This is a genomic window from Lactococcus sp. LG606 (assembly GCF_017309645.1).
GTDB classification, from domain to species: Bacteria; Bacillota; Bacilli; order Lactobacillales; family Streptococcaceae; genus Lactococcus; species Lactococcus petauri.
In genome coordinates this window covers 721,286-745,756 of record NZ_CP071301.1, presented here as the reverse complement: position 1 = coordinate 745,756, position 24,471 = coordinate 721,286, and the positions used below count along the sequence as shown (strand labels likewise).

Sequence of the window (24,471 nt, the reverse complement as noted above, 5' to 3'; positions counted from 1 at the left end):
AACACTATATTCTGAAAGGTAAAAATATGACTGAGAATAACTTAAATCCTCAAACTATGCAAATGTTGGAAATCAAAGAAGAAGGGCGAGAAGAGCTTCTACAAAAATTATCTCAAAACTACCTTAGTACAGGCAAGTATGCAAAAAATCAAGTAAGCATTTCTCCGACAATTATGTCAAGTTTAATCGCAGTAAGTGGTTTAGGATTAACAGCAATATCGTCAAGTCTTTCTCCAAAACTTTATATAACTAATGCGCGACCAGAATCACTTATGAAATTTAAAGATGGTGTAGGCTCTGCGATTATGCAAGACGGGCGAATTATTGGACATGCAAGTTTTAGCCAAGTAGGTAGTTTTTTACCTATTGTAGCACCAATGATGGCTATGCAAGTAATGAGTACAATAGCTATTATGAAGCAATTCAAGGTCGTCAATCAAAAATTAGAAACCATTCAGAGAGAAATGGACCAAATATTATTGCGTCAAGAAGTAACAAGTATTGCTGATTTATTGTCTGCTATTAATGTCGTAGATGAATTATATGATCAACATTCAACACTTGGTCACTTTTCTCAAGATATGCTTATTCGTTTAGCATTAGTTGAGAGAGATTCAGAAAAATTAAAAGCACGTTATGAGATGCTCGATAGTATTAATGCTGATACAGCTTCAACATACAAAAATAGTGATGCTTATTTCACCCTTCTTTCTAATTTATTACTTTTACGTATTAAATATTTGAGACTATGCGTAGATACTCAAGAAAATCCTGAGTACGTAAAGTATTCAATGGATAATTTTCAAAATACATTAGAGCATACATTATTTATTTACGGAAATTTTCGTAAACGCAGTCAGATGATTGCACAAAAAATAAAAGAACTAGAAGTTAATTCCAATAAAAAAGACCCTCTATCTCAAATAAAAAATATTAAAGGTGATAATAAACTATCCATTATCAAAGAAGAATATATTTCAATGTTAGAGATTGAAAATCAAATAAACGTAGATTTTGGTTCCGCTGTGCACGAAATGAAGAAACTTCAAAAGATTGACAACAAAAATAATCAAGAAGCAAGTCTACTTTACTGGCAAGATGATACGGGAGCGCACTGTATTGCAACAGATGAAGATTTATTATCTTTGGCTGAGTAAGTAAGGAGTAATTCATGCACTACGACATCATCAACGCTTTCACCGGCAAGGAGAGTTTAGGAAATCCTGCGGCAGTCTGTATCTTAACCCAACGACTCCCAAAAGAGCAGCTCCAACAGATTGCTTCTAAAATTGCCTTGCCTGAAACCTCCTTTATCTATAAAAATGTAGAAAATGAATGGGAAATCCAGTGGTTCAGCCCTAAAAGGGAAGTTTTATTGTGTGGACATGGTATGATTGCGGCCGCATTTGTCATCAAGCAGAAGTTAGAAAACGAGTGCGAGGTTTTGAGCTTTAAATCCAAATCTGGGAAATTAACTGTCGCCATGCATAATGATCAATTTATCTTAAACTTTCCACGTCAACAGCTTTTTCCAAAGGAAATCACTGAAGAAATGAAAGCAGCATTCTCAGGGACAACCATTCAAGAAGCTTACACTACCCAAGAAAAAGATCACCTTATACTTGTGTTGGATTCAGAATCAGCAGTAAAGGATGCAAAACCACAGATTGCTATCATTAAATCATTAGCTTCTCATGCGGTCACAATCACAGCAAAAGGAGCAGATGTTGATTTTGTATCGAGATATTTTGCACCTCATGGTGGTGTAGATGAGGACCCAGTGACAGGTTCGTCACATACACGCTTGGCACCATTATGGGGAGAGAAGCTAGAGAAAACAAAACTCATCGCTAGACAACTCTCTAATCGTGGTGGGGTGATTGCTTGCGAAATTGAGGGGGAAAGAGTTAAAATCTCTGGTCAGGCCGTTCTCGAAGAAGAAAATATCGTCATTCCCAACTATGATATGTAAGAATAGAAAAAAGTGCTTGGAACAACTATCCAGCACTTTTTAGTATAATTTTCTTGAATTTTAAGGGCGAATAAATTTAACACCGGCTGTTGAACAGTCACGCTCGGTGCCCCAGCCTCCATTATAGTTTCCTTCACTTACTCTCATTTTAGAGCCGGAAACCGAAATAACAACTGCGACGTGGCCAAGATCTCCTGCACCTTGATTTCCTGGAGGAAAGACAGCAATTGTTCCGACAGCAGGCTTACTGTTAGCGTATTTAGTCCACTCTTTTGCATTACCGACATAGAGAGGAATATTTCCGTTGAAATAGTCCCAAACATAAGCTGTACATTGGCCTGCAGGATAGGGATTTTGTTTATTTGTCTGGGAAGTGACATTATAGAAACGTTGGAGGAAAGCTGCCATCTCACCACGTGTCACATATGCATCAGGTCTAAAAGTTGTTGGTGTATAACCCGTAGTGATACCTTTTGAACTCAACCAGCCAATGTCATTGGCAAACATATGATTTTTGGAATCTACGAACTTCGTGTTATATTTTCCTGAGGTAGGAGCATTTCCTGAAACTTTTGCCATTCTATGTAGAAAGGCAGCCATTTGCCCTCGCGTCACGTTACCGTTCGGATTGTAGTGGGGCGCAGTTCCGTTGGATACAGTTGTCGCTGTCAGCCAGAGAATCTGGTTTTTATACTGATTGACATCTGTATAGACATTGAATGGTGCTTTATAACTTGGAGTTCCCGCGAGACGATGAAGAAAGACAGCCATTTCACCACGTGTCACGTAACCATCTGGATTATACGTCGTTGGTGTATAACCTGTGGTAATTCCTCGACTATAGATCCAGCTAATGTAATTTTTATATAAAGATTGTGAAACGTCTTTAAAAGGATTGCCTGAATGCTTGATAGGTAATTTTTCTAAGCTTACCGGCACCTTTGGTAGTGTACTACTATTAAGAGGTTGCTGATAAGTTACAGCACTTCGAGCTTGTACCACAGGATGCTCGGTCGTACTTGCTACTTCCGCCGTTTCAGCACTTGTATCTTGTTCCTTTATCGTTACTTCATTACTTGAGCTTGAGCTGCTTTTATCTAACACACTACTTTCAGTGCTTTTGTTTTCAGTTGAAGTTTCAGAAGTACTTGCAGAAGTTGAAGTGCTACTTTCCTCGATGCTTGAAGCTATTGGCTCATTTTTTTCCTTGTTTACGGCTGTGAGTTCACTCGCACTTACCATTATTCCTTGCGTCGACGACAGAAAAACTGCGCTCAGCATTAAAACCTTTTGATATTTTTTCACTATAAAATATCTCCTCCTTATTTACCATGTCTCTTATAATCATTATTTGTTTGCTTTTTTTAGCATATTATAATCATAACATATGATTTAGTTTTTTTTTAAGGAATTTTGAATTAAAATAAATATTGTAAGCAGAATTAAAGCATTCTCTTCATAAGAATGATAGAATAAGAATGGAATTGATGGCAAAGTAAATAAACAGAAATCGAGAGTCATGAGGCATCTGTCCTCACTTACAATAATGGCTTTCTATAAACTATATATTTTAATTTATTTTTTCCTCAATGCAATTTTAAATAATGTTTAGAAGTCCTTTCTTTGAGGGCTTTTAGTTTGAATAAAAATATTATAAAAAGGAAAAACTCAATGAAAAAACTCAAAAAAATAGTTCTATGGGTTGTAAGTATTTTACTTGTCCTTCTGGCCGCAGGATTTATCTACATCAAGTCCAGTACCTATCATCCAACTCCTCAAGCATCAAACATTGCAAGCCAAGCCGAAAAGGCAGATAATGCTTTGGTATTTAAAGGCAATCCAGATAAAGCCAGTGTTATCTTTTATCAAGGCGCTTTGGTGGACAATGTAAGCTATAGTATTTGGGCCGGTAAAGTAGCAGAAGCTGGATATTCTGTTTATCTTCTCAAAGAGCCTCTGAATCTTGCTATTTTTAATCCCAATCTGGCTGAGAAAATAATCAAGGATGAACATCTCTCCCAATATATCGTTGGCGGTCATTCTCTAGGTGGAGTTATGGCCAGTCGCTTTGCAGCAGGTCATCAAGATAATTCAGCTTTAGAAGGTGTCTTTTTCCTTGCAAGTTATCCTGATCAAAAAGGAAGCTTGAAAGATTTCAAAGGGAAAGTTTTATCTATCGTAGGCACGAAAGATGGCGTGCTTAACCAGTCTTCATATGATAAGGCCAAAACCTATCTGCCACAACAAACGATAAATGTAGCATTGGAGGGCGGTAATCATGCCGGTTTTGGTAGCTATGGTGCCCAAAAAGGCGACAACCAAGCAGACATCTCAAATAAAAAACAACAAGAAGAAATTGCGGCAGAACTCATCAAGTGGCTCAAAACATCCGAAAAGTAAAAAAGAACACTTTGAGAAGTGTTCTTTTTCTTTCTATTTATTCAACTGCAGCAAATGGTCCAAAGAGCATATTATTATTTTGGACATTGACATCGATAACATTGTAGAAAGCATTTGGTGTATCAGCAACATCCCAAACAGCGAGGATAATATGGTAACCTGAGCGATTACTTGGGACAGTGATAGAGTGTGTCAAGTTGTTAGAAGCAGTAGAGCCATCATGATTGACAGTACCAATGAGCTCTAACTCTGAACGTTTGAGTGATGCATTTTGATCCCAACCAGTTTTGGTCATGTAATAGTGCCATTTGGTTGTTTTATGTGGTGCTGTATATTTCCACGTGAACTGATTTACACCAGTGTTTATTGTTGTTTTTTTCCAACGGTCGCTTGTTTGATTATCAAGGACAAAGTCAGCGATTTGTCCTAGACCACCATTAGCTGAAGCGATGCGTCCATCTACAGGTCCGCTTTCAGGGAAACCTTTGGGAGCTTCAAGTGATTGAGGATTTGTGATGACATTTCCATAGAGATTATAAGCTGTTGTCCAGCCATATTTTTCATAATCAAGCTTACCTTGATAACCACGTGCTGGAGGACTCTCAACGTAACCGTGAGCTAAGACCGTTTTAGTATTGAAAGCCAATGAAGCACCCAATACTCCTAAAGTGATTAAAAACCCAATAAACATTTTTTTCATAACTTTGCTCCTTTCTGCTTGTTAAAGCATATCATATTTCGTTCCAAGGTCCGTAAGGGCCTGACAAGTCAGGTTGGTCACCCTTGGTCCACCATTTTGCTTCATATTCTTTTCCATTGTAGTAGACGCGGTCACCCGTCCAATATTCTTTATCCTTGCTCCATATATTTTCAGGAGTTACTGTGCCACCTGTAGTGCTAAAAGTCGTGCTTGCACTGTCAGAACGAATGCCAGCATTATTGATTGCGACAACTTCAACGGTATAAGTTGTTGCGGCTTTAAGACCGGAGATAGCTTGTAATCCATCTTTACTTGTATAAGTTTTTCCCCCAACTTTAATCTCGTAGTTGGCTATCCCAGATGCATCTGTTGATTTTGCTTGAATTGTAGCACTGGTTTCTGTAAGATCAGAAACTGTGATTATTGGAAGTGTTGGTTTTGTTTCATTTCCGCCCCCAGTGTCTCCAAAAAGCATTGGTGCATAGGTGTTGACGAAGGAATTGTTGTAATTTAAGCCTGTCGCGCTCTTACCTGCGTCCCAATTGACGGACCAGGTCATTAAGCCCTTGATTTCATTTCCAGAAGCTTTTAGGCGTTTTAAGGCATTCTCGACATCTTTAGGATTTTTAACGTAACCTGTTGCTGCCGCATCCTCATTTGCAGGCAAGCCAATCACAAACTTGTCTGCTGGAATTTTGATGAAATTATCGGTTCCTGTGACAAGGCGATGTGTCAAACCATAGAGGAAAGCTTCTTTTTGCTCGTCGTTAGATTGGGAAATCCACATGTTTAAGTCAGAATCCCAAAAACCATCACCGCCTTGATTGTAATACTGAGGATTAATATAATCGTAATCACCTTCTAAACCATTGATATAAGGCGCATACTTCCCTGTAGTTGTAAGATAAGGAAATTCTGGGGCCATCGTAATCATAAAGTTCTTACCTTGTTGACGATAATGAGCTTTGACTTTCCGTAAAGCTGAGGGGATGACAGTATTATTGTCAGCTGCATCAATGGCAGATTGCTCTAAATCAATATCCAAGCCGTCAAAGCCATAAGTATCTACAAGACGGATAACCTCATTCACAAAGTCATCCTCTTGCGCTTTAGTAAGTGCGATATGAGCGTCTGCACCTCCTAATGCAATTAATACAGATTTGCCTTCTGCGTTGAGTTTTGCAACCTCAGCTCTGAATTCAGCATCGGTCTTATTATAAGGTTTAAATGTGGGAAGAGTACTTCCTTGAGGTGTTTTCATGAAAGATACGTTAATAACATTGTATCCGTCTTGTGTCTGTGAAAGATCAAAATCAGCAGAGGTTCCGTATTTATAACCATCTTTACCTGTTGATTTCCAATTGTGCCAATAACCGACTAAAACCTTATCGGTGGGATTGACCATTTCATCGGCAGCATCTGCTTGAGCATGCGCGCCTGTAAAACCAAGTGTAGCCAAGGCTAATGTCGCTATAGCTATTTTTAAGTGACGTGTGTTTCCATTTTTGATCATAGTTCCTCCTGTTGGTGGTAAGACTATGTCCGGACTAATCATGTAAGCGCTATAATTATTATAACAATTTTTAATTTTCGATTCAATTAAAAAGGGAATTTTAAAAAATAAAAATAGGGTAAAGCCAAAGTAAAATCTTTATCAAAGAGTATAGACAAAGCTTTCTAAACAACCCAACATGCGTAAAATTTACAATCGAATAACTGCCTTTAAAATAGGGGATATGTTAAAATTAAGAAAATACTAAAGAAAACGGATAACTTAGAAAAAGAGGAGGAGCATTATGAAACATTCTAGTAAACTAAAACCGATATTACTTGTTGGGTTGTTTATCATTGTGGTAGAAGCAATTGGGAGTTTATCAGGAATATTAGCTGGTGATATCAAATCGATTTATAACAACTTACAACTTCCGCCATTGGCGCCACCAGATTATCTGTTTGGTATTGTTTGGCCAATTCTCTATGCCTTGATTGCTGTAGCAGGTTTTATAGTTTTTCAAAATTTAAAATTAAGAAAGAGTGAAGCCCAGCCCGCTCTCTTGCTTTATGTCACCCAGTTATTCCTCAACTTTATCTGGAGCATTATCTTTTTCAAGGGTTATTTCTGGTTTGGAGTACTTGTTATCCTTGTTCTTGATATTGTGGTCTATCTTTGTATTAAGAAATTTTTCAAAATCAACCAATGGTCAGGAATCCTACTCTTGCCATACTTTGTCTGGATACTCTTTGCGACTTATTTGAGCTTGGCTGTCGCTGTTTTGAATTAGTAAATAAAGATATAGCGGGACATTCCTATAGCTGTTTTACCTTTTATTAACTTGTTTCCTACAAGTTTTATGATAAAATTGAGGTAATATGGACATGAAAGGGATTTCCGGATGAAATTTGAAGAACGTGCACTAAATTTTGATTATAAATTAACAGAGCTAGAGGATGATTTAGTGGACTATATTCTGAAAAATAAGGAAGCTGCTGCGCGTTCAAAAATTACTGTACTGGCTAAAGAATTTTATAGTGTGCCTAATACAATTACTCGATTTTGTCACAAGTTAGGTTATGAAGGTTTTACTGATTTAAAAGCTTCTTTGAAATGGGAATTAGATCAAGAAAAAGGAAATCAACAACTCACAGATCGGTATGATCTGATGAAAAATATTGACTTGATTGATCTAGAACGTCAGGATAAATGTATTCGGCTATTCCATGAAGCAAAAGCAATAAATTTTTTTGCCATCGGTCAGACAGGCGATTTGAGCAAAGTCTGTATTGATAACTTCTATGCTTTTGATCCAAAGTTTATCTTTTCTCCTCATCCTAATACTGTTGCACAAAGGATTTCTCATGCAGAAGAAGAAATTTTTTTCTTTATAAGTCTATCTGGAGAAAGTGAAGCTGTTCTAAAATTAGCTCAGCAAGCCAAGGTTATGAATCATTGTGTGATAAGCTTAACGAATCTCTCTGATAATAACCTCGCGCGCATAGCAGATTTAAGCTTGTTCTGTTATGCAAAGCCAGAAATTGTGGATGGCTACAATGTGACAGATAAAACACCATTAATGATCATTATGAATAGTTTATTTAGGAACTATATTAAAAAAAGAGTCGTGTAATATTACACGACTCTTTTTATATCTTCAAGTTACTTGTTTACATTTACTAGTTTTTCGTGAAAGCGCTTATTTGATAGTATACTATGAGTAACAAAATATAAGGAGATGTTTTTATGAAGTTATCACAAGCGACATCAGAAAGTTTGATTTTCTTGGAGCAAGACTTTACGACGAAAAAGGAAATCTTTGAATTTGTAGCTCAAAAACTTGCGGATGAAAACAAAATTGAGTCAGCAGAAGTATTTAAAAGTGCTCTGTATTCGCGCGAAGATATGGGTATTACAGGTTTTGAAAATGGCTTAGCTATTCCACACGGGAAATCATCCACAGTAAGAGAAGCTACTTTTGCAGTGGTACGTCTGTCTCGCCCTTTAACTCCAAGCGCCTATCCGTCACTAAACCCTGAAAATCAAGTAGACACCCTCTTCGTATTAGCGATACCTGAAAATCAAGCAGGAACTTTACATTTAACACTACTCGCAGACTTAGCTGGACGTTTAGGTGATACAGACTATCTGAGTAAAATAAAAGCAGCAAGAACTCCTGAAGAAATGCTAATGATTCTTGAAACAGATGAGAAAGAAACTGTAGAAGAAACAGATGATAAGGGATTAATATTAGGGATTACAGCTTGTGCCGCAGGAATCGCTCATACTTATATGGCTGCAGAGGCCATTATTAAAAAAGCTAAAGAAATGGGATATCGTGCGAAAGTAGAAAAGCAAGGTGCAAATGGTATTGAGGACCGTATAACCATTCAAGAAGCGAACCAAGCCGTTGGAATTATTCTAGCCCATGATGTTGCTTTAAAAGAAATGGGACGCTTTAACAAACTACCAAAAGTAGATGTTAAAGTTGCAGAACCATTGAAGAATTCTGAAGCATTGATTCAGGATTTATTGAATAAAGCTGAAAATTATATTCCAGCTGGAGATGAAGAGGAGATTGAGGAATTTGAAGAAAATAAAGGATTTTGGGGTGAAGTCAAAGACTCTGTTTTGACGGGAATCTCCTATATTATTCCTATTATTATTGCTGGTGGTATGATTGGGGCAATTGCCGTCATGATTACTCAAATATTTAACCTTCAGGGACAAATGGCAGCACCAGTCGCTCCTGAAGTTAATGATTTTTGGCTTTACCTTCTTAAAACTTTAGGAGGGAATATGTTGGGTATTTTAATGCCTCCGATACTTTCTGCTTATATGGCATATTCCTTAGCAGATAAACCTGGCCTTGCACCAGGATTTGCGGCTGGTTTAGCCGCAACGGCGATTAATTCAGGCTTTCTAGGTGCCATGCTTGGCGGTCTAGTTGCCGGCTTCTTGATGAAATGGATGAAGCAAAATATTAAAACAAGTGGAGTATTAAAAGGTTTTGTTACCTTCTGGGTTTATCCTGTTGTCGGCACATTAATTACAGCACTTTTAATGTTATTTATCATTGGTCAACCCGTGGCTTGGCTCAATACAACCTTGCTTAATTTTTTAGAGTCGATGCAGGGAACAAATGCAATTATTCTAGGTTCTATTTTAGGGATGATGGTGTCATTTGACTTGGGAGGACCTGTAAATAAAGCAGCTTATGCCTTTTGTATCGGAACAATGGCTTCTGGTAACTTTATTCCATATGCTATTTTTGCATCAGTAAAAATGGTTTCCGCTTTTTCACTTTCCGCTGCTATGTTCCTCAAAAAAGACTTGTGGACGAAAGAAGAGCGCGAAATTGGAACGCAAACTTGGATTCTTGGCTTTGCAGGAATTACCGAAGGTGCTATTCCAGTAGCTATGGGGGATCCGATTCGTATTTTGGGCTCATTTATTGGGGGCTCACTTGTCACAGGAGCGATTGTTGCTTCTGCAAATATCGGCTTAAATGTGCCTGGCGCTGGTATTTTCTCTCTTGCTTTACTTCAAGGAGAACTTGGGCTGCTTCAAGCGGATCTTATATGGTTTGGTGCAGCATTACTTGGCGCAGCAATCTCAACATTACTTTTAATTATCACGCGCCAAGGAAAATTAAAAAAATTAGCAACAAAATAAAAAATAGAAAATAGGTTTTATCATTATGACGAAAAAACGCGTGCACGTTGTGCCCCACATGCATTGGGATAGAGAATGGTATTTTTCAACTGAAGAAAGTCAAATACTTTTAGTCAACAATATGGAAGAAATAATGGAAATGCTCGAAGGAAATCCAGATTATCCAAGTTATGTTCTGGACGGACAGACAGCTATTTTGGAGGATTATTTCCAAGTGAAACCCGAAAATAAAGAAAGGGTAAAAAAGCTCGTCCAATCTGGACGATTAATTATTGGCCCATGGGTATCACAAACAGATGAGATGACTGTAGGAAGTGAATCCATCACACGTAATCTTCTTTATGGCTATAAAGATTCAATAGCTTTAGGACAACCTATGTCTATTGGTTATTTGCCGGATTCTTTTGGACAAACCAGTCAGTTGCCAATGTACCTTAATCAGTTTGATATTCAGTATTCTATTTTCTGGCGAGGTGTTTCTGAAAGACATGGCACAGATAAAACAGAATTTTATTGGGAATCAGATGATGGTTCGAAAGTGTTGGTTCAACTTTTCCCACTTGGTTATGCCATTGGAAAGTACTTACCTGTTGAAGAAGAAGCATTAAAACAGCGTATGGATAAGTATTTCCAAGTTCTTGATAGAGGCGCTACAGGTATTACTCAAGTTATACCAAATGGGCATGATCAGATGCCTATTCAGCAAAATATTTTTGAAGTTTTAGAGCAGCTTCGTCAGCTTTATCCAGAGCGAGATTTTTTCTTAAGCAAGTACGAGAATGTTTTTGAAGAAATCGAGAAAAATGAAAATCTTGATACAATTAAAGGGGAATTTCTTGATGGAAAGTATTCTCGCGTACATCGCTCAATCTTCGCAACACGTCAAGACTTGAAAACATTGAATACGCGTATTGAAAATAAAGTCACACATATTCTTGAACCTTTAATGTCGATAGCTTATGCGCATGGTTTTACTTATGAACATGGACTGCTAGAAGTTATTTGGAAACTTTTACTAAAAAACCACGCACATGATTCTATGGGGGCTTGCTGTTCAGATAAAGTACACCAAGAGATAAAAGCACGTTACTTTGAAGCTGAAGAACGTACTGACCTACTGATTGACTTTTATAAACGAAAAATTACGGAAGCATCACCAAATAAGGCAGGGATGGATAAATTGGGCCTCTTTAACTTCTTGCCTTATCAAGAAGAACGATTAATTAAAACAACAGTAACAACACGTATGAGAGGTTTTCAGCTGGAAGATAGTAAAGGAAATGCAATAGACTATCATTTACGATCTGTGAAAGAGTTAGACCCTGGGCTTATTGACCGTCAAATTGTTCATTACGGCAATTACGAACCTTTTTATGAATACGAGATTGAATTGATTCGAGCTTTACCAGCAATGGGATATGAAATTCTTTTCGTTAAGGAATCAGAATATATGGAGATACAAAAAAAATCTACATCAAAGATTGAAACAGAATTTTACAAAATTCATCCTAATCTCGATGGTACAGTTGATATATACGATAAGAAACATCATGTCAATTATGCGAATATCTTTGCTTTGGACGATACGGCTGACGATGGAGACGAATATGACTTTTCACCATTACCTAATGAAATACCACTCTCATCTCTTGGAAAAAGCCAAGCACAAATCGATATTCAAGAATATAACTGCGAATTTATTATCACAAGCAAGTATACTTTTTCTGTGCCAAAAGAACTCACTCGGGAAAGACAACGAAGTGAAGACTTCATCAATATTCCAGTGACATTGAAACTTTTAATCTCAAAAATATCCCGCATTATTGAAATTGAACTTACAATTAACAATACAGCCAAAGATCATCGTTTACGTCTGCTTATTCCAACAGGGATTGCTGCAAAGGTCAGCTTTGCAAGTAATCAATATGGAGTGATTGAACGTCCTGTTGTGGATGATGCCTTATCCTATTGGAAAGAAGAAGACTGGGATGAACGTCCGGATGCTATCTATCCTTTTCTTGGACATGTTGGTTTATCCAATGCGCAGACTTCTGTAGGCGTTTTGACTAATTCTAGTCGTGAATACGAAATTATAGGAAGTTCCTATGATACGATTGCAATTACTGTCTTACGTTCTATTGGAGTACTGGGTAAAGAAGAAATGTATCGCCGACCAGGTCGTCCATCTGGAATTAAGTTAGAAACCCCTGATTCCCAAATGTTAGGCGAGATTAGGCTCAATCTAGCATTGACTTTTACAAAAAATAGGGTAGAAATCGCGCAAGATGAAAAAAACTATTTAACTCAAGTTGAAACATATAACCAAATGCCTTATCATGCCATGAAATTGAATAAAAGTAAGCAAAAAACCCCTACATCTTTCTCTCTTTTCCATGTTAAAAATAAAGAATTAGTGATGACTACTGTCAAAAAGGCAGAAGATTCCATTGAATTATTGACACGCTTTTATAACCCTAGTCAACAAAACTTTCATTTGTCAATGGACGATAAGGAAAGTTTTATCCTTTACTCTTTAAATGAAGTCATTCGTGACAGAGCTTTTGATGGTGAGGTAAAACCCAACCAAGTGGTTACAGTTCGTTTGTAATTTATATATGAAGAGCAGTGTTTTCTATAAGGAAGGACTGCTCTTTCATTGAAAGGAAGAGAAAAATGTTAAAAAATATCGTAGTGGCTATTGATTCATACAAAGGCTCAGCAAGTAGTCAAGAATTAAATAAGGCCGTAGAGTTAGGAATACTAGAAGTCCTTCCTAACTGCACCGTAAAGACATTTGAAATTTCGGATGGCGGTGAAGGTACAGTTTTAGCGCTCAATCATGGTTTGGGAGGGCACATGGTAGAGGTAGAAACAGTGGATTTATTACATCGTCCAACTGTTGCATCTTATCTTCTTTATAAAGATAAGGCATTTATTGAAGCCGCCGAGGTTGTAGGCATTGATAAAATAAAGCCAGATGAACATACATTCCAAAGTACAACAAGTTTTGGGTTGGCAAAACTTTTCTTAGATGCAAAACAAAAAGGAGCAAAAGAAATTACTCTCTCACTTGGAGGTACGGGGACTTCAGATGGCGGATTAGGTCTTTTACAGGGGCTGGGCGTTGAAGTAAATAATTTGATTGAGTTTTCAGAGATAGATTTTTCTAAAAGAGAAGACTTTTCTGGTATTCAGTTAACTGCACTTGCAGATGTTACTAATCCTTTTGCGGGAGACCATGGCTTTGTCAAGTATTTTGGGAAACAAAAGGGTGGAACAGCTGAACTAATTGAAATATATGATAAGAAGGCGCAAGAATTTGCCAATTATATCAAAAGGAATCATCAGTTTGATTTACAAAAAATTCCAGGTACAGGTGCTGCTGGAGGACTTGGAGCCGCTATTTCTTTACTTGGCGGCACTATTGAACCAGGGTTTTCAAAAATTGCGAAATTACTCAAAATCGAAAAAGAAATCATAAAAGCGGACTTAGTAATTACTGGTGAAGGGAAGCTGGATAATCAGACTGCACATGGTAAAGTACCTTACGGCATGGCAAAGCTAGCCCGAGAGCATGGCGTTCCAACTTTAGCTTTTTGTGGTACTCTTAATGAAGGCTTAGGTGAAATGGAAGAACTTCTACTTGCAGCATTCTCAATCCAACACTCACCACTTTCTTTGGAAAAAGCTATGGATAATGGCCAAACTTGTAAGAATATAAAGCGGCTTACCAAAAATATTATCCGGACTTTAACTTATAAAGATATTAAACCTTATTAATTTATACAACAGGTACATCTATACTCCTCAAAATCAACCAATGGTCAGGAATCCTACTCTTGCCATACTTTGTCTGGATACTCTTTGCGACTTATTTGAGCTTGGGTGTCGCTGTTTTGAATTAGATAGCGATAAAATAAAAAAAGAAACGGGATTTGATACTCGTTTCTTTCTATTTGAAATTCATATACAGAGTAGAAAATTCTATTCTTCATAGGTCAACTAACATTTTAAATCTTTCTTGGTGAAATTGAGCGACCTCAGGTTGAGCAGCAAGCAACAGTATTTCCGTCGCTTTTTTTATCTGTTCTTTTCCTTCAAGTTTATTTTCAAAATTATATACCCACAACCCTTTTACCGCCTTAAATAAATTTCTTAAGAGCATAGATTGAGCTAGATTGAGCTCTTCAACTCTTTTTATAAAATAGTAAGCTTCGTCTTTAAGTCCGTAATTTGAAAGGACAGTGATAACTTCTAGTATCACGTGAGACAGATGACGGTGATAAATTTCAGAATTAGACATCCCTTTTCCATATTGTTTTAACCTCTTCATAATGTTTAAAATATCTTGAGGGGCCAGTTGGTGCATGATGATGTAAAAAATAGAAAGTTCTTTTATACCAAATGCTTTGGTTTCGTATAAGAAATTGACGATTTCATTTTTTTCTTCTAAAGTTCCCTTTTTCAGTAGGAATTTTATGGTTAGGCAAAGATTTCTTTGCTTTGTTTGTTTACAAGTCATGTAAAGGTCTTTCAATTTTGGTGAATCATTGAATAGGATTGCTCTTTCTAGTTCTTGCAATATATATATGGGATCAGTAGGAGAGTAGAAATTTAAATGGCTATCAAAATCAGATAAACTACAGCCCATGAGTTGTAAAGCTAAATCAATTTTTTCCAAACTAATCATGGTCAAACCACGTTCGAAATCAGACAAGGTCGAACTTGCTAAACCTACTTCGGAAAAATCAGCTAAAGTAAATTTATTTTGTTTTCTCATATTTTTAAAAGTTATTCCATATTTTTGATAGACCATATAAATTACTCCTACTAAAATTTAATATCAAACTTTATTATAATATAAAATTAGAAAATATGTATTTATTAATCCGAAATACCGGATATAAAAAATTTGAACGTCATTTATCGTTATAATCTATTAGTGATTTAAATCACTTCTAACAAAACAAATAGAATAAAAATTCTTAAAGATAAAATTAGAGGATAAAGACATCATACAAGTATATTATAAAAGGGGCTGTAATTCTTCGCGTCAAACACTTAAGTGGTTTAAAGATCACAGCATAACAATAAGCAAAGCTCCTATTGCCAAAATTTTAAAAGAAGATATAGTAAAGACATTATCAATGACAGATAAAGGTTTAGAAGATATTGTTAAACACCCAACGCGAAGTAAATCTGAGACAAGAAAAGGTATACTTCATTTATATGAATTGTCATTTAATGAAGGACTTGAGTATTTAAAACATAATACAAACCTCCTTCAAACACCGATTGTTTTAGATGATAATAAGCTTTTAGTTGGATATAACAGTGAAGAAATCAGGAAATATCTTCCGCAAAAGTACAGAAGGTATCATTAAGAAAAGTGTCAGTAAACCTGAGAATGTATCAGCCACTTTAAGATAAAATTGGAATAATAAAAGAAAATGACAAATAATAAGGCAAGAAAAAGTATCAATAACTTATGCTTTTTTAGACAAAAAATATGTAATATGAATGATTCGATCCAAGAAGAATACGAGCTGCTATTGAGGGAAGAAGTTTCAGGGAAATATGTGTTTCCAGAACAACTCTTTGATGAATTAATGTCAGGTCGAGAATTACATAAGCTCTATATAGAAAAAATCAGTAAAATTTTGAATGATTTATTGAAAAAAGAGAAGACTATCTACTCTTTAAATATTGACTATCAAGAATTGTATTATTCTGAAACGATTGCATTTCTTGAAAGTTTCAATTATAAAGAAAAGCTGAAAATAGAGCTGACAGAACGGATTCCTCTTTATAGAAATAACCACTATTCAGAAATTGTTCCACGTGAGATAATAAAATCAATCAAGCAGATGGGCTATGATATTGCCTTAGATGACTTTTTATTGGGTGTTAATTCATTTAGGAGCTTAATTGACTTGCATCCCTACATATCACGCATAAAATTATCAACCTTGGAGTTTAAAAATATTCTTGAATCAGAACAACTTTCCAACTATTTATTAGCAATAGAGTCGATTATCACATCATTTGATAAAGAAATAGTTATTGAAGGCGTGGAAGAAGAAGCGCTTCTGAAAACTTTTCCTCAAGAGTGGAAACAGCAAAGTTACTATTACAGTATTCCACATCAGTTTTATTGAGAGGACTAGTTTATGATTTATGTCAATGATATTCAAGATATATTTGGGAGTAATTTTATTGTAAAAATGTTTTTAATTCCTGGAATTTTAGGAATGATTTATATTTTTAAATATTTAATTCGCCACTATAAATTAAATAAGAATAGTTTTTTTACCTATATTTTATATTCCACGAATTTCACATTTTTAATTATTGTTTTAAAATTATTATTTACCCAAATCGATAAAAACTCACCAGAAGGCGGCCTACTAAGTGATACTTCATTAATTTTTGTTGTTGTGGCTATCGATTACTTTGTTGTATCCTACTATAAATACGTAGAATATGCAGTCATACCGTTATTTTTACTCTTTTATGCCTTGTATACTTACACTTATGGATTTGACATACGCTCAACTGTGCTTGTCTTATTGGCACTCTTTTTATTTTGGACGAGTTTATACATCATTTCCAAGTACCGATTGCTTGTAACAAAAAAACGTTACTTCTATTTATTCGCGAGCTTTCCCATCACTCTATCTGTCATGCTCATATCTAGTTCCAGATTTCAATTTAGTTTAGGTTATTCTGTAGGTATATTTTTAAAAATATGCATTATGCTATTTATTGCTGAAAAAGTATTATCTATTTTAAAGTTGATCGTTCAAGAATATTCTGAATTGAGGAAGTACTCCTACATGGATACTCTTACGAATACTTATAATAGAAGAAAATTTGAGGAAACTTTACAAGAAATCATTGAAAGTCAGTATATGTCAGTTTTTACTGTAGTACTTTTTGATGTGGACGCCTTTAAGCATATAAATGATACTTATGGTCATGCTGCTGGTGATCATACATTAAAAGAGATTTGTGAGCTTGTTAGGATTAAGTTAAAAAAAGAAAATACATCTGGTCAGTTATTCCGTTATGGAGGAGATGAGTTTTTCATCATATTTAGAAATAATCTAGAAGAAGAAGTCAAGGAGATTATGGAAGACATTGTTGATATGGTCTCAACTTATGATTTCGAGTATGAAAAAAATAGCTTCAAGGCTTCAATATCGGTAGGAGCAGTTGAAGTAGTTGGCGCACAAGAGCAGCAAGAAATTATCAATGATGTTGATAAGAAACTTTATATTGCAAAGTCTAAAGGTAAAAATCAGGTCGTATATTGACAAGTAATACATCCTCTACACCTATACTCACCAAAATCACCAAGAAGATGTTAAAATAATATTGTACAAATAAATTTACTCATATTAAGTGAAAAATATCATAAATTTTAACTGGTCGAAGATTTAACGAAACAAGGCGATTGTGTAAGCATTGGCAATGGCCTTTTTATATGTCAACCAAAGTTAAATCTTACTTTTTGTGAAATAAGAAGTATTGATATTGGTGCTTAAAAGTAGAGGTTTGTGTACGTGCCATTTTTGGTAAATTATTTAATTTTTCTATTCTTGGAGGATTTATGAAAGAATACATGCAGAAGATGGGCCGATCGCTCATGCTTCCGGTTGCAACTTTACCTGTTGCAGCTTTATTTACGGGGATTGGATATTGGATTGATCCTACAGGCTGGGGCGCCAATAATGTATTGGCAGCCTTTATGATTCAAGCCGGGCAAACAATTCTGAATAACTTAGGATTACTCTTTGCTGTTGGACTGGCCTTTGGAATGTCCAAGGACAAAGATGGCTCCGCAGCACTGGCTGGCGTAGTATCCTTCCTTGTCCCAATGACTTTACTCAATCCTGATTCTGTGGCTCTCTTGCAAAGAATTGATGTCGAAAAAGTGAATACTGCATTCACTAAGATTAACAACGGGAACGTTTTTATAGGTATTTTAGCTGGTCTAATCGCAGCAGCAGTTTATAATAAGTTCAGTAACACGAAACTGCCGGTGGCCTTGTCTTTCTTTAGTGGTCGGCGTTTAGTGCCAATACTTACTGCGGTTATAATGGCCGCTCTTTCAGCTGTTTTACTTTTCCTTTGGCCTGCCGTTTTCGGAGGATTAACAACTTTTGGTAAAGCTATCGTTAATCTTGGTCCTTTAGGAGCTGGGATTTACGGTTTCTCGAACCGCTTGTTAATCCCAACAGGAATGCATCACGCACTCAATAACGTTTTCTGGTTCGATGCTGCAGGGATTAATGACATCGGTAATTTCTGGAAAAACATTGGAAATCAAGGGATTACGGGCCGTTATCAAGCAGGATTCTTCCCTATTATGATGTTTGGATTGCCTGCAGGTGCATATGCAATTTATCGCAATGCACGTCCCGAAAAGAAAAAAGCTACGGCTTCACTTATGCTTGCTGCTGGTTTTGCTTCATTTTTCACTGGTGTAACCGAACCCTTGGAATTCTCATTTATGTTTGTGGCCTGGCCACTTTATGTTGTGCATGCGGTATTAACAGGGATTTCCATGTTTATCGCTGCCCTTTTCCATTGGACTGCCGGCTTTAACTTTTCGGCTGGTCTCATCGACTTCATCTTGAGCTTACGTGTGCCAATTGCGAATCAACCTTACATGCTTCTTGTGCTCGGTTTGATTATGGCTGTCGTTTATTACTTTACTTTCGACTTTGTCATTAAGAAATTTAATATGATGACACCGGGCCGTGAGGAAGGTGGCGAAGGTGAGGAAGAGCCAGATTTATCTTCAGCAGATGAAAAATTTGCTTTTCTTGCTGGCCGTATTTATCAAGGTCTTGGCAATGATAATCTTAAAACAGTTGATAATTGTACGACACGATTACGTTTAACTGTCGAAAATTCTGACTTAGTGGATCAAGCTGCAATCAAAGCAACTGGTGTACCTGGGGTGCGTGTTTTAGATAAAAAGAACGTCCAAGTCATCGTAGGTACAGAAGTGCAATTTGTAGCGGATGAATTGAAAAAAATTCAACAAACTGGAGAAGTTCCGAACCATATTGTAGCAACAACAGAAGAAGTTGTTCAACCAGATACTAAAGCATTCACTCAAGAAATATTTGCGGTGGCTACAGGTAAAGTTATGCCAATCACGGAAGTTCCGGATCAAGTTTTCTCAGCTCAAATGATGGGAGATGGCTTTGCGATATTACCGACAAAAGAAGAAGTATTTGCACCAATCTCAGGTAAAATAACAAATATCTTCCCAACCAAACATGCAATGGGCATCCAAACAGAATCAGACTTAGAAGTTCTTTTACATATGGGCTTAGATACGGTTGAGCTTAAAGGTGAGCCGTTTAATTTAACTGTTTCTGAAGGCCAAGTTCTTAAAAAAGGCGATAAGATTGCTGATATGGATCTGCAAAAAATTAAAGCTGCAGGAAAAGGAACAGAAATTATTGTGGCTTTTACAAATGCGGAGCGTGTAGAAAATATCAATCTTACAAAAACGGGTAATGTCATTGCCAACCTCGTGATTGGTCAAGTTACAAGTAAATAAAGATAGAAGTGGAGTTAATTCCACTTTTTATTTGGCGCAAAACAGCAGAAGGGAGTTTTCTCTTTCCATTTTTTTAGTTTTTACTTGACTTTATAAGTTTACAAATGTAAACTGTAGATATAGAGTTATTAAAAGAATAGAAAATTTAAGGAGGTTGAGATGGAAGAAGAACATAAAGAGCACATGCATCACGAGATGAATGATATGGCAGAAATGGACCATCATGATGGACATGATATGATGAACCATGGAGGACATATGATGCACATGGGTAATATGGGTAAGAAGCTGAAAGTCAGCATTGCGCTCATGGTTCCTTTGCTTGCTATTTCAAGTATTGCTGGTTTTCAGCTGATAAGCTTTCAAGGTGATTCGATTGTCAGACTTATTTTAGGGTCCATTATTTTCTTCTATGGTGGCACACCTTTCTTTAGTGGCGCGCGTGGAGAATTTCAATCTCGAAAACCGGCGATGATGATGCTCATTACGATGGGAATTGTCGTGGCTTATGCTTACTCGGTTTATGCTACGGTTTTATTATGGACAGGTGGCGAGGCAATGGACTTTTGGTTTGAGCTCTCGACCTTGATTGTTATCATGCTGGCAGGTCACATTATCGAGATGCGCGCAGTTAGTCGTGCAGGTGATGCACTAAAAGACCTCGCATCCCTCATTCCTAAAAAAGCACATCTGAAAGACGGAAAAGATGTGGCCATTTCTGAGCTCCAAGTGGACGATATTCTTCTCGTAAAAGAAAACGAACGTATTCCAGCTGATGGTATTGTGACAACAGAAACGGCTCATTTGTCTATCGATGAATCGATGATTACAGGTGAAGCGCGTTTGGTCTCAAAAGAAGCAGGAGATACAGTTTACGGCGGTTCTCTAAACCAGAACCTCCCTTTTGAAATGAAAGTAACTTCTCTAGGAAAAGATTCTCTTCTGGCGCAAATTGCGCAATTAGTAGAGAAGGCGCAAAAGCAAAAGTCTGCCAGTGAAAACTTAGCAGATCGTGTAGCAGGTTGGCTTTTCTGGGCGGCATTGATTGTGGGGGTTGGTTCCTTTATTATTTGGATGATGACTTCTTCATTGAGCTTTGCACTTATGACTGCTGTTTCTGTCTTTGTCATCGCATGTCCTCACGCCTTAGGATTGGCTGTACCTTTAGTCGTGGCACGCCTAACTAATCTTTCGGCTAAAAATGGTTTGCTGATTCAAAACCGTACATCTCTTGAATCTATTAGTAAAATAAAATATGCTCTTATGGATAAAACCGGGACACTCACAGACGGAAAATTTAGTGTACGTCAAGTAGTCGATTTGGCTAAGGATGATAAGGTAGATATTCTACAAGTTATGGCCGCATTAGAAAGTGGTTCAACACACCCTATTGCGCTATCAATTGTCAATGCTGTTGACGATTTGAAATTAGAAGCAGAAAATCTGGAAAATATTCCTGGTGTAGGCTTAAAAGGTACTATTCAAGGAAAAAATTACAGTATTGTCTCTTACGCTTACCTCAAAGAAAATGGAATTACGGTTGATGAGGCAGAAGTTCAAAAGGTCTTTGACCAAGGTCTGACTGTTTCCTTCCTCATTTCTGATAAAATACTTTACGGTTTTGTCGCTTTAGGTGATTCCCCAAAAGAAGATGCGAAATTCTTTATCGAAGAATTAAAAAAACGTGATATCATACCTGTAATGTTGACTGGAGATAATGAAGCTACCGCAGAAAAAATTGCAAAAAATCTTGGTATTGCGGAATATCGTGCTGAATTAAAACCAGAAGATAAAGCAAAGATTGTCCAAGATTACCAAGAAGAAGGTGGTGTTCTCTTTATTGGTGACGGTGTTAATGACTCACCTGCACTTGCTACAAGTGATCTCGGCATTGCGATTGGAGGCGGAACATCTGTCGCTATCAATACAGCAGATGTTGTCCTGGTCAACTCACATCCGAGTGATGTTTTAGCACTGATTGAGATAGCTAAACGCTCTAATCGAAAGATGAAACAAAACCTTTGGTTTGGAGCAGGTTATAATATCATTGCTATTCCTGTTGCTGCCGGCATTCTTTACCCAACCTTTGGTATCTCTATTGATCCATTGGCTGCTGCAGTATTGATGAGTATCTCAACAGTAATTGTCTCAATCAATGCGATGGGACTAAAATATGAAAGACCACAAGAAAAATAAAAAAACTCCTATTTAGGAGTTTTTTTAGATTTGGTAAGAATACATCCGTAACATCTCGTCTTCATTTTCCGCTTGAACAAAGCCAATAAATTCCCAACCGTAGCGTTCATAAAGATGAGTATGGTCAGTGACAAGATAGACCCTATGAATCCCTTGCATCTTCATATCATCGCAAGCTTCTTGGAGTAACTTTTCCGCAATCCCTTGACTACGGAATTCTTTTTCCACATACAAAGCACAAATATTAGGCGATAAATCTTTACGATTATGAAAATCATTTTCAATAATTCCAAGGCCACCAATAATTTCTGATTCATGGATCATCATATACCATTGCGGAATGGTTTCTGAACCTTGGAGGCAAGTCGCCATGCTTTCTTGATAGGCAGAAAGTGGAATTTCCCATTTCTGGTGAAACCAGTTTGCAGCTTGTTCAAGCTTTTCCTTATGTTCCCGGAGTTTTATGATTTGCATGCAGTTCTTTACCCTTCAGTATAACTTTAACTTATTTTACATATCTTTTGAAATTATTGCCTCATACTTGTCAGCAGATGTTTTATATGTTATTATATGTCGTATAGTATCATATTATACAACATATAATATGCTATGAAGGAAAAGGAAAGGACAATTATGGATATTCAAATTCCAACCTTACTTCTAGACGGGACAGTGCTTTCTTTGTTGAATAAGAAAGATATGTATGGCTATGCGTTGACAAAAACAGTACAAGCCCAACTTCCGATTAGTGAATCAACCATGTATCCTGTCTTACGTCGTTTAAAAAAGCATGAGCTTTTAGAAAATTATGACGAGCCTTATGAAGGTCGCATGAGACGTTATTATCGGATAACAGAGAATGGACGCCAAGAGCTTCAAAAAATAACTGCTGACTGGCAGCAATTCCGTAATGCCATGGATAAACTTTTAGTAGAAGGAGAACTCGAAAACGATGAATAGTTATTTAGAGGCTGTGCAGGCCCATCTGACAGAACTACCTCAAGAAGAAAGTGGAGACTTAATCGCTTATTATCAAGAATACTTTATTGAGTCAGGAATGACACTTGAGGATATAAAAGCACAGTATGGAACCCCAAAACAATTTGCTACCAAGCTCAAACTCAGTTATTTCTTAGACCAAGATGATCACGCGCAAGAAGAAGAAAAAAGTATACCCGCTAAATCACGTTTTCAGCTGGTATGGCTCATTATACTTGGTCTTTTTGCTTCACCGCTTTTGGTACCCTTGGCACTTGCCATTCTTTTACTTATTCTAGCCTTGTTAATGATGCTATTAGCTCTCCTCTTTAGTCTGTACATGCTTGATGTTTCACTCGTGTTTGGTGGATTATTCTCCTTCATTTCTGGACTTGGTGTCATCTTCAGTAGTCCAATGACAACACTAGTCTTTAGTGGACTTGGTCTTTTGCTTTTTGGGTTGGGAATCCTTATCAGTCCTTTTATTCTTTTCCTCACAAAATGGCTGTGCCTTCGTTTTCTTGGAATGATTAAATGGTTGGGGCGTAAATTAACTCAAAGAACCAAACGCGATCAGAAAGGAGGAGTCTTGTGAAAAATAAAAGAACGATAGTTGCCGCACTGACTATGATTATTTCTGGCATTATTCTTTTAGGTATTGGCTTAGCTGCTGGAGGTAAAACGAGTCTTGTCTGGAAAGAAGGCCGTCCTCAAATCTCTCATCTTATTTCTACAGAACAGACTTTTGCTACAGATAAAGTAAAAAATATGATTATCAACAGTAAAGATGCGGATTTAGAAATTATCTCTGGCTCAACTCTGAAAGTTGAGAGCCACTTGCTTGATCAGAAGCCTGAGATTAACCTTCAAGGTAAAACTTTGAATGTTGAGGCGAGAAAAAGCACCTTTGACTTCAATTTAGGGCTTAATTTTGGTAAAATGGGTCAGGAAAAAATAATTGTAACTGTACCAGAAAATATGAATTTTGAGAAAATCATTATCGACGGAACATCCGGACAAAAAACCTTGCGTGATTTGAAAGCAGATAGTCTCAAAATTAATCTTCGAGACGGTGGCCTTTCCTTAGAAAGGGTTAAAGGAAGCCAACTCACGATGAATATTAGTGATGCTGCGTGGCAATTGCGTGATTTGACTTTGTCGGGACATTTGAAAGTAACTTCTAATGATGGGGCTTCTGTTTTAGAACGTGTGACAGCAGAAAGTATGGATTTTGCTTCAAATGATGGTGCAACTATTTTTGAAAATCTTCATCTGAAAGAACGTAGCAAAATTGTTAAAAAAGACGGCCAATTGAAAATGATAAACAGTCAATTGCCGGGGATAAATGTAGAGGCAGAAGAACTTTATGTAAATCATGTCAAAAAAGAATTTCCTTATCAAACGGGAAATCAAGAGACAGCTTTGACAGTCAAAGTTACAGATGGCAGTTTCTACCTCATTAATGAATAGGACATAAG

At 36.8% G+C, this 24,471-nt stretch carries 21 protein-coding genes and 1 pseudogene; 17 read left to right on the top strand and 5 right to left on the bottom strand.

Annotation, left to right across the window (positions count from 1 at the left end; all coding sequences use genetic code 11):
- The first annotated feature begins 26 nt into the window (after nt 1-26).
- Together J0J35_RS03670 and J0J35_RS03665 are read left to right on the top strand one after the other, a co-directional pair.
- Nucleotides 27-1,157, top strand: coding sequence for a hypothetical protein (locus tag J0J35_RS03670; protein ID WP_206917818.1), 1,131 nt, complete (start codon nt 27-29; stop codon nt 1,155-1,157).
- Between the two features lie 14 nt (nt 1,158-1,171).
- On the top strand, nt 1,172-1,972 hold the full coding sequence (locus J0J35_RS03665; RefSeq protein WP_206917817.1) for a PhzF family phenazine biosynthesis protein: 801 nt from the start codon (nt 1,172-1,174) through the stop codon (nt 1,970-1,972).
- 60 nt (nt 1,973-2,032) lie between these two features.
- On the opposite strand, the gene J0J35_RS03660 is transcribed toward J0J35_RS03665, so the two are convergent.
- A complete protein-coding gene (locus tag J0J35_RS03660) occupies nt 2,033-3,277 on the bottom strand; it encodes an S-layer homology domain-containing protein (protein WP_191672737.1) in 1,245 nt (414 codons plus the stop codon).
- Nucleotides 3,278-3,643: 366 nt separating this feature from the next.
- Between J0J35_RS03660 and J0J35_RS03655 the strand changes: the two genes are divergently transcribed.
- Nucleotides 3,644-4,372, top strand: coding sequence for an alpha/beta hydrolase (locus J0J35_RS03655; RefSeq protein WP_206917812.1), 729 nt, complete (start codon nt 3,644-3,646; stop codon nt 4,370-4,372).
- Between the two features lie 37 nt (nt 4,373-4,409).
- Here J0J35_RS03655 and J0J35_RS03650 read toward each other — a convergent pair whose 3' ends face one another.
- Together J0J35_RS03650 and J0J35_RS03645 are read right to left on the bottom strand one after the other, a co-directional pair.
- Entirely contained in the window at nt 4,410-5,072 is a 663-nt protein-coding gene (locus tag J0J35_RS03650; protein ID WP_206917811.1) for a lytic polysaccharide monooxygenase, read from the bottom strand.
- 31 nt (nt 5,073-5,103) lie between these two features.
- Complete coding sequence (locus J0J35_RS03645) at nt 5,104-6,585, bottom strand: glycosyl hydrolase family 18 protein (protein WP_206917807.1); 1,482 nt, start codon at nt 6,583-6,585, stop codon at nt 5,104-5,106.
- A 283-nt stretch (nt 6,586-6,868) separates the two neighbouring features.
- Here J0J35_RS03645 and J0J35_RS03640 point away from each other — a divergent pair, with 283 nt between their 5' ends.
- From J0J35_RS03640 to J0J35_RS03615, 6 genes and pseudogenes are all read left to right on the top strand, one after another.
- Nucleotides 6,869-7,354 carry a TspO/MBR family protein gene (locus J0J35_RS03640; RefSeq protein WP_206917806.1) on the top strand — a complete coding sequence of 162 codons (486 nt, stop codon included), beginning with the start codon at nt 6,869-6,871 and terminating at the stop codon, nt 7,352-7,354.
- A gap of 111 nt (nt 7,355-7,465) precedes the next feature.
- A complete protein-coding gene (locus J0J35_RS03635; protein ID WP_165719690.1) occupies nt 7,466-8,197 on the top strand; it encodes a MurR/RpiR family transcriptional regulator in 732 nt (243 codons plus the stop codon).
- Nucleotides 8,198-8,310: 113 nt separating this feature from the next.
- A complete protein-coding gene (mngA, locus tag J0J35_RS03630) occupies nt 8,311-10,239 on the top strand; it encodes a PTS 2-O-a-mannosyl-D-glycerate transporter subunit IIABC (RefSeq protein WP_206917805.1) in 1,929 nt (642 codons plus the stop codon).
- 25 nt (nt 10,240-10,264) lie between these two features.
- Complete coding sequence (locus J0J35_RS03625; RefSeq protein ID WP_242534077.1) at nt 10,265-12,847, top strand: glycoside hydrolase family 38 C-terminal domain-containing protein; 2,583 nt, start codon at nt 10,265-10,267, stop codon at nt 12,845-12,847.
- A gap of 65 nt (nt 12,848-12,912) precedes the next feature.
- The gene (locus J0J35_RS03620) at nt 12,913-14,019 is read left to right on the top strand and encodes a glycerate kinase (protein WP_206917804.1); all 1,107 of its coding nucleotides are present in this window, start codon (nt 12,913-12,915) and stop codon (nt 14,017-14,019) included.
- A gap of 29 nt (nt 14,020-14,048) precedes the next feature.
- Nucleotides 14,049-14,144: pseudogene (locus J0J35_RS03615) on the top strand (tryptophan-rich sensory protein); the annotation flags it as partial.
- Between the two features lie 86 nt (nt 14,145-14,230).
- On the opposite strand, the gene J0J35_RS03610 reads toward J0J35_RS03615, so the two are convergent.
- Complete coding sequence (locus J0J35_RS03610) at nt 14,231-15,055, bottom strand: Rgg/GadR/MutR family transcriptional regulator (protein ID WP_206917803.1); 825 nt, start codon at nt 15,053-15,055, stop codon at nt 14,231-14,233.
- 175 nt (nt 15,056-15,230) lie between these two features.
- On the opposite strand from J0J35_RS03610, the gene J0J35_RS11785 reads away from it, so the two are divergent.
- From J0J35_RS11785 to J0J35_RS03585, 5 genes are all read left to right on the top strand, one after another.
- Nucleotides 15,231-15,623, top strand: a complete 393-nt coding sequence (locus J0J35_RS11785; protein ID WP_370569338.1) for an ArsC/Spx/MgsR family protein — start codon at nt 15,231-15,233, stop codon at nt 15,621-15,623.
- Nucleotides 15,624-15,755: 132 nt separating this feature from the next.
- Complete coding sequence (locus J0J35_RS03600; protein ID WP_242534075.1) at nt 15,756-16,397, top strand: EAL domain-containing protein; 642 nt, start codon at nt 15,756-15,758, stop codon at nt 16,395-16,397.
- Between the two features lie 12 nt (nt 16,398-16,409).
- Nucleotides 16,410-17,555, top strand: a complete 1,146-nt coding sequence (locus J0J35_RS03595) for a GGDEF domain-containing protein (RefSeq protein ID WP_206917801.1) — start codon at nt 16,410-16,412, stop codon at nt 17,553-17,555.
- 296 nt (nt 17,556-17,851) lie between these two features.
- Complete coding sequence (gene nagE / locus J0J35_RS03590; RefSeq protein ID WP_206917800.1) at nt 17,852-19,819, top strand: N-acetylglucosamine-specific PTS transporter subunit IIBC; 1,968 nt, start codon at nt 17,852-17,854, stop codon at nt 19,817-19,819.
- Nucleotides 19,820-19,978: 159 nt separating this feature from the next.
- Entirely contained in the window at nt 19,979-22,015 is a 2,037-nt protein-coding gene (locus J0J35_RS03585; RefSeq protein ID WP_206917799.1) for a copper-translocating P-type ATPase, read from the top strand.
- Between the two features lie 24 nt (nt 22,016-22,039).
- Here J0J35_RS03585 and J0J35_RS03580 read toward each other — a convergent pair whose 3' ends face one another.
- Complete coding sequence (locus J0J35_RS03580) at nt 22,040-22,489, bottom strand: GNAT family N-acetyltransferase (RefSeq protein ID WP_206917798.1); 450 nt, start codon at nt 22,487-22,489, stop codon at nt 22,040-22,042.
- Between the two features lie 159 nt (nt 22,490-22,648).
- On the opposite strand from J0J35_RS03580, the gene J0J35_RS03575 reads away from it, so the two are divergent.
- From J0J35_RS03575 to J0J35_RS03565, 3 genes are read left to right on the top strand one after another with little or no spacing between them, the layout of a single operon-like run.
- Nucleotides 22,649-22,975: a PadR family transcriptional regulator gene (locus J0J35_RS03575; protein WP_046401179.1), complete on the top strand. Its 327-nt coding sequence runs from the start codon at nt 22,649-22,651 to the stop codon at nt 22,973-22,975.
- Nucleotides 22,968-23,588: a DUF1700 domain-containing protein gene (locus J0J35_RS03570; RefSeq protein WP_198494700.1), complete on the top strand. Its 621-nt coding sequence runs from the start codon at nt 22,968-22,970 to the stop codon at nt 23,586-23,588. The genes J0J35_RS03575 and J0J35_RS03570 overlap by 8 nt, the downstream gene beginning before the upstream one ends.
- Nucleotides 23,585-24,463, top strand: a complete 879-nt coding sequence (locus tag J0J35_RS03565; RefSeq protein ID WP_206917797.1) for a DUF4097 family beta strand repeat-containing protein — start codon at nt 23,585-23,587, stop codon at nt 24,461-24,463. Before J0J35_RS03570 ends, J0J35_RS03565 begins: the two co-directional genes overlap by 4 nt.
- Nucleotides 24,464-24,471: the final 8 nt, after the last annotated feature.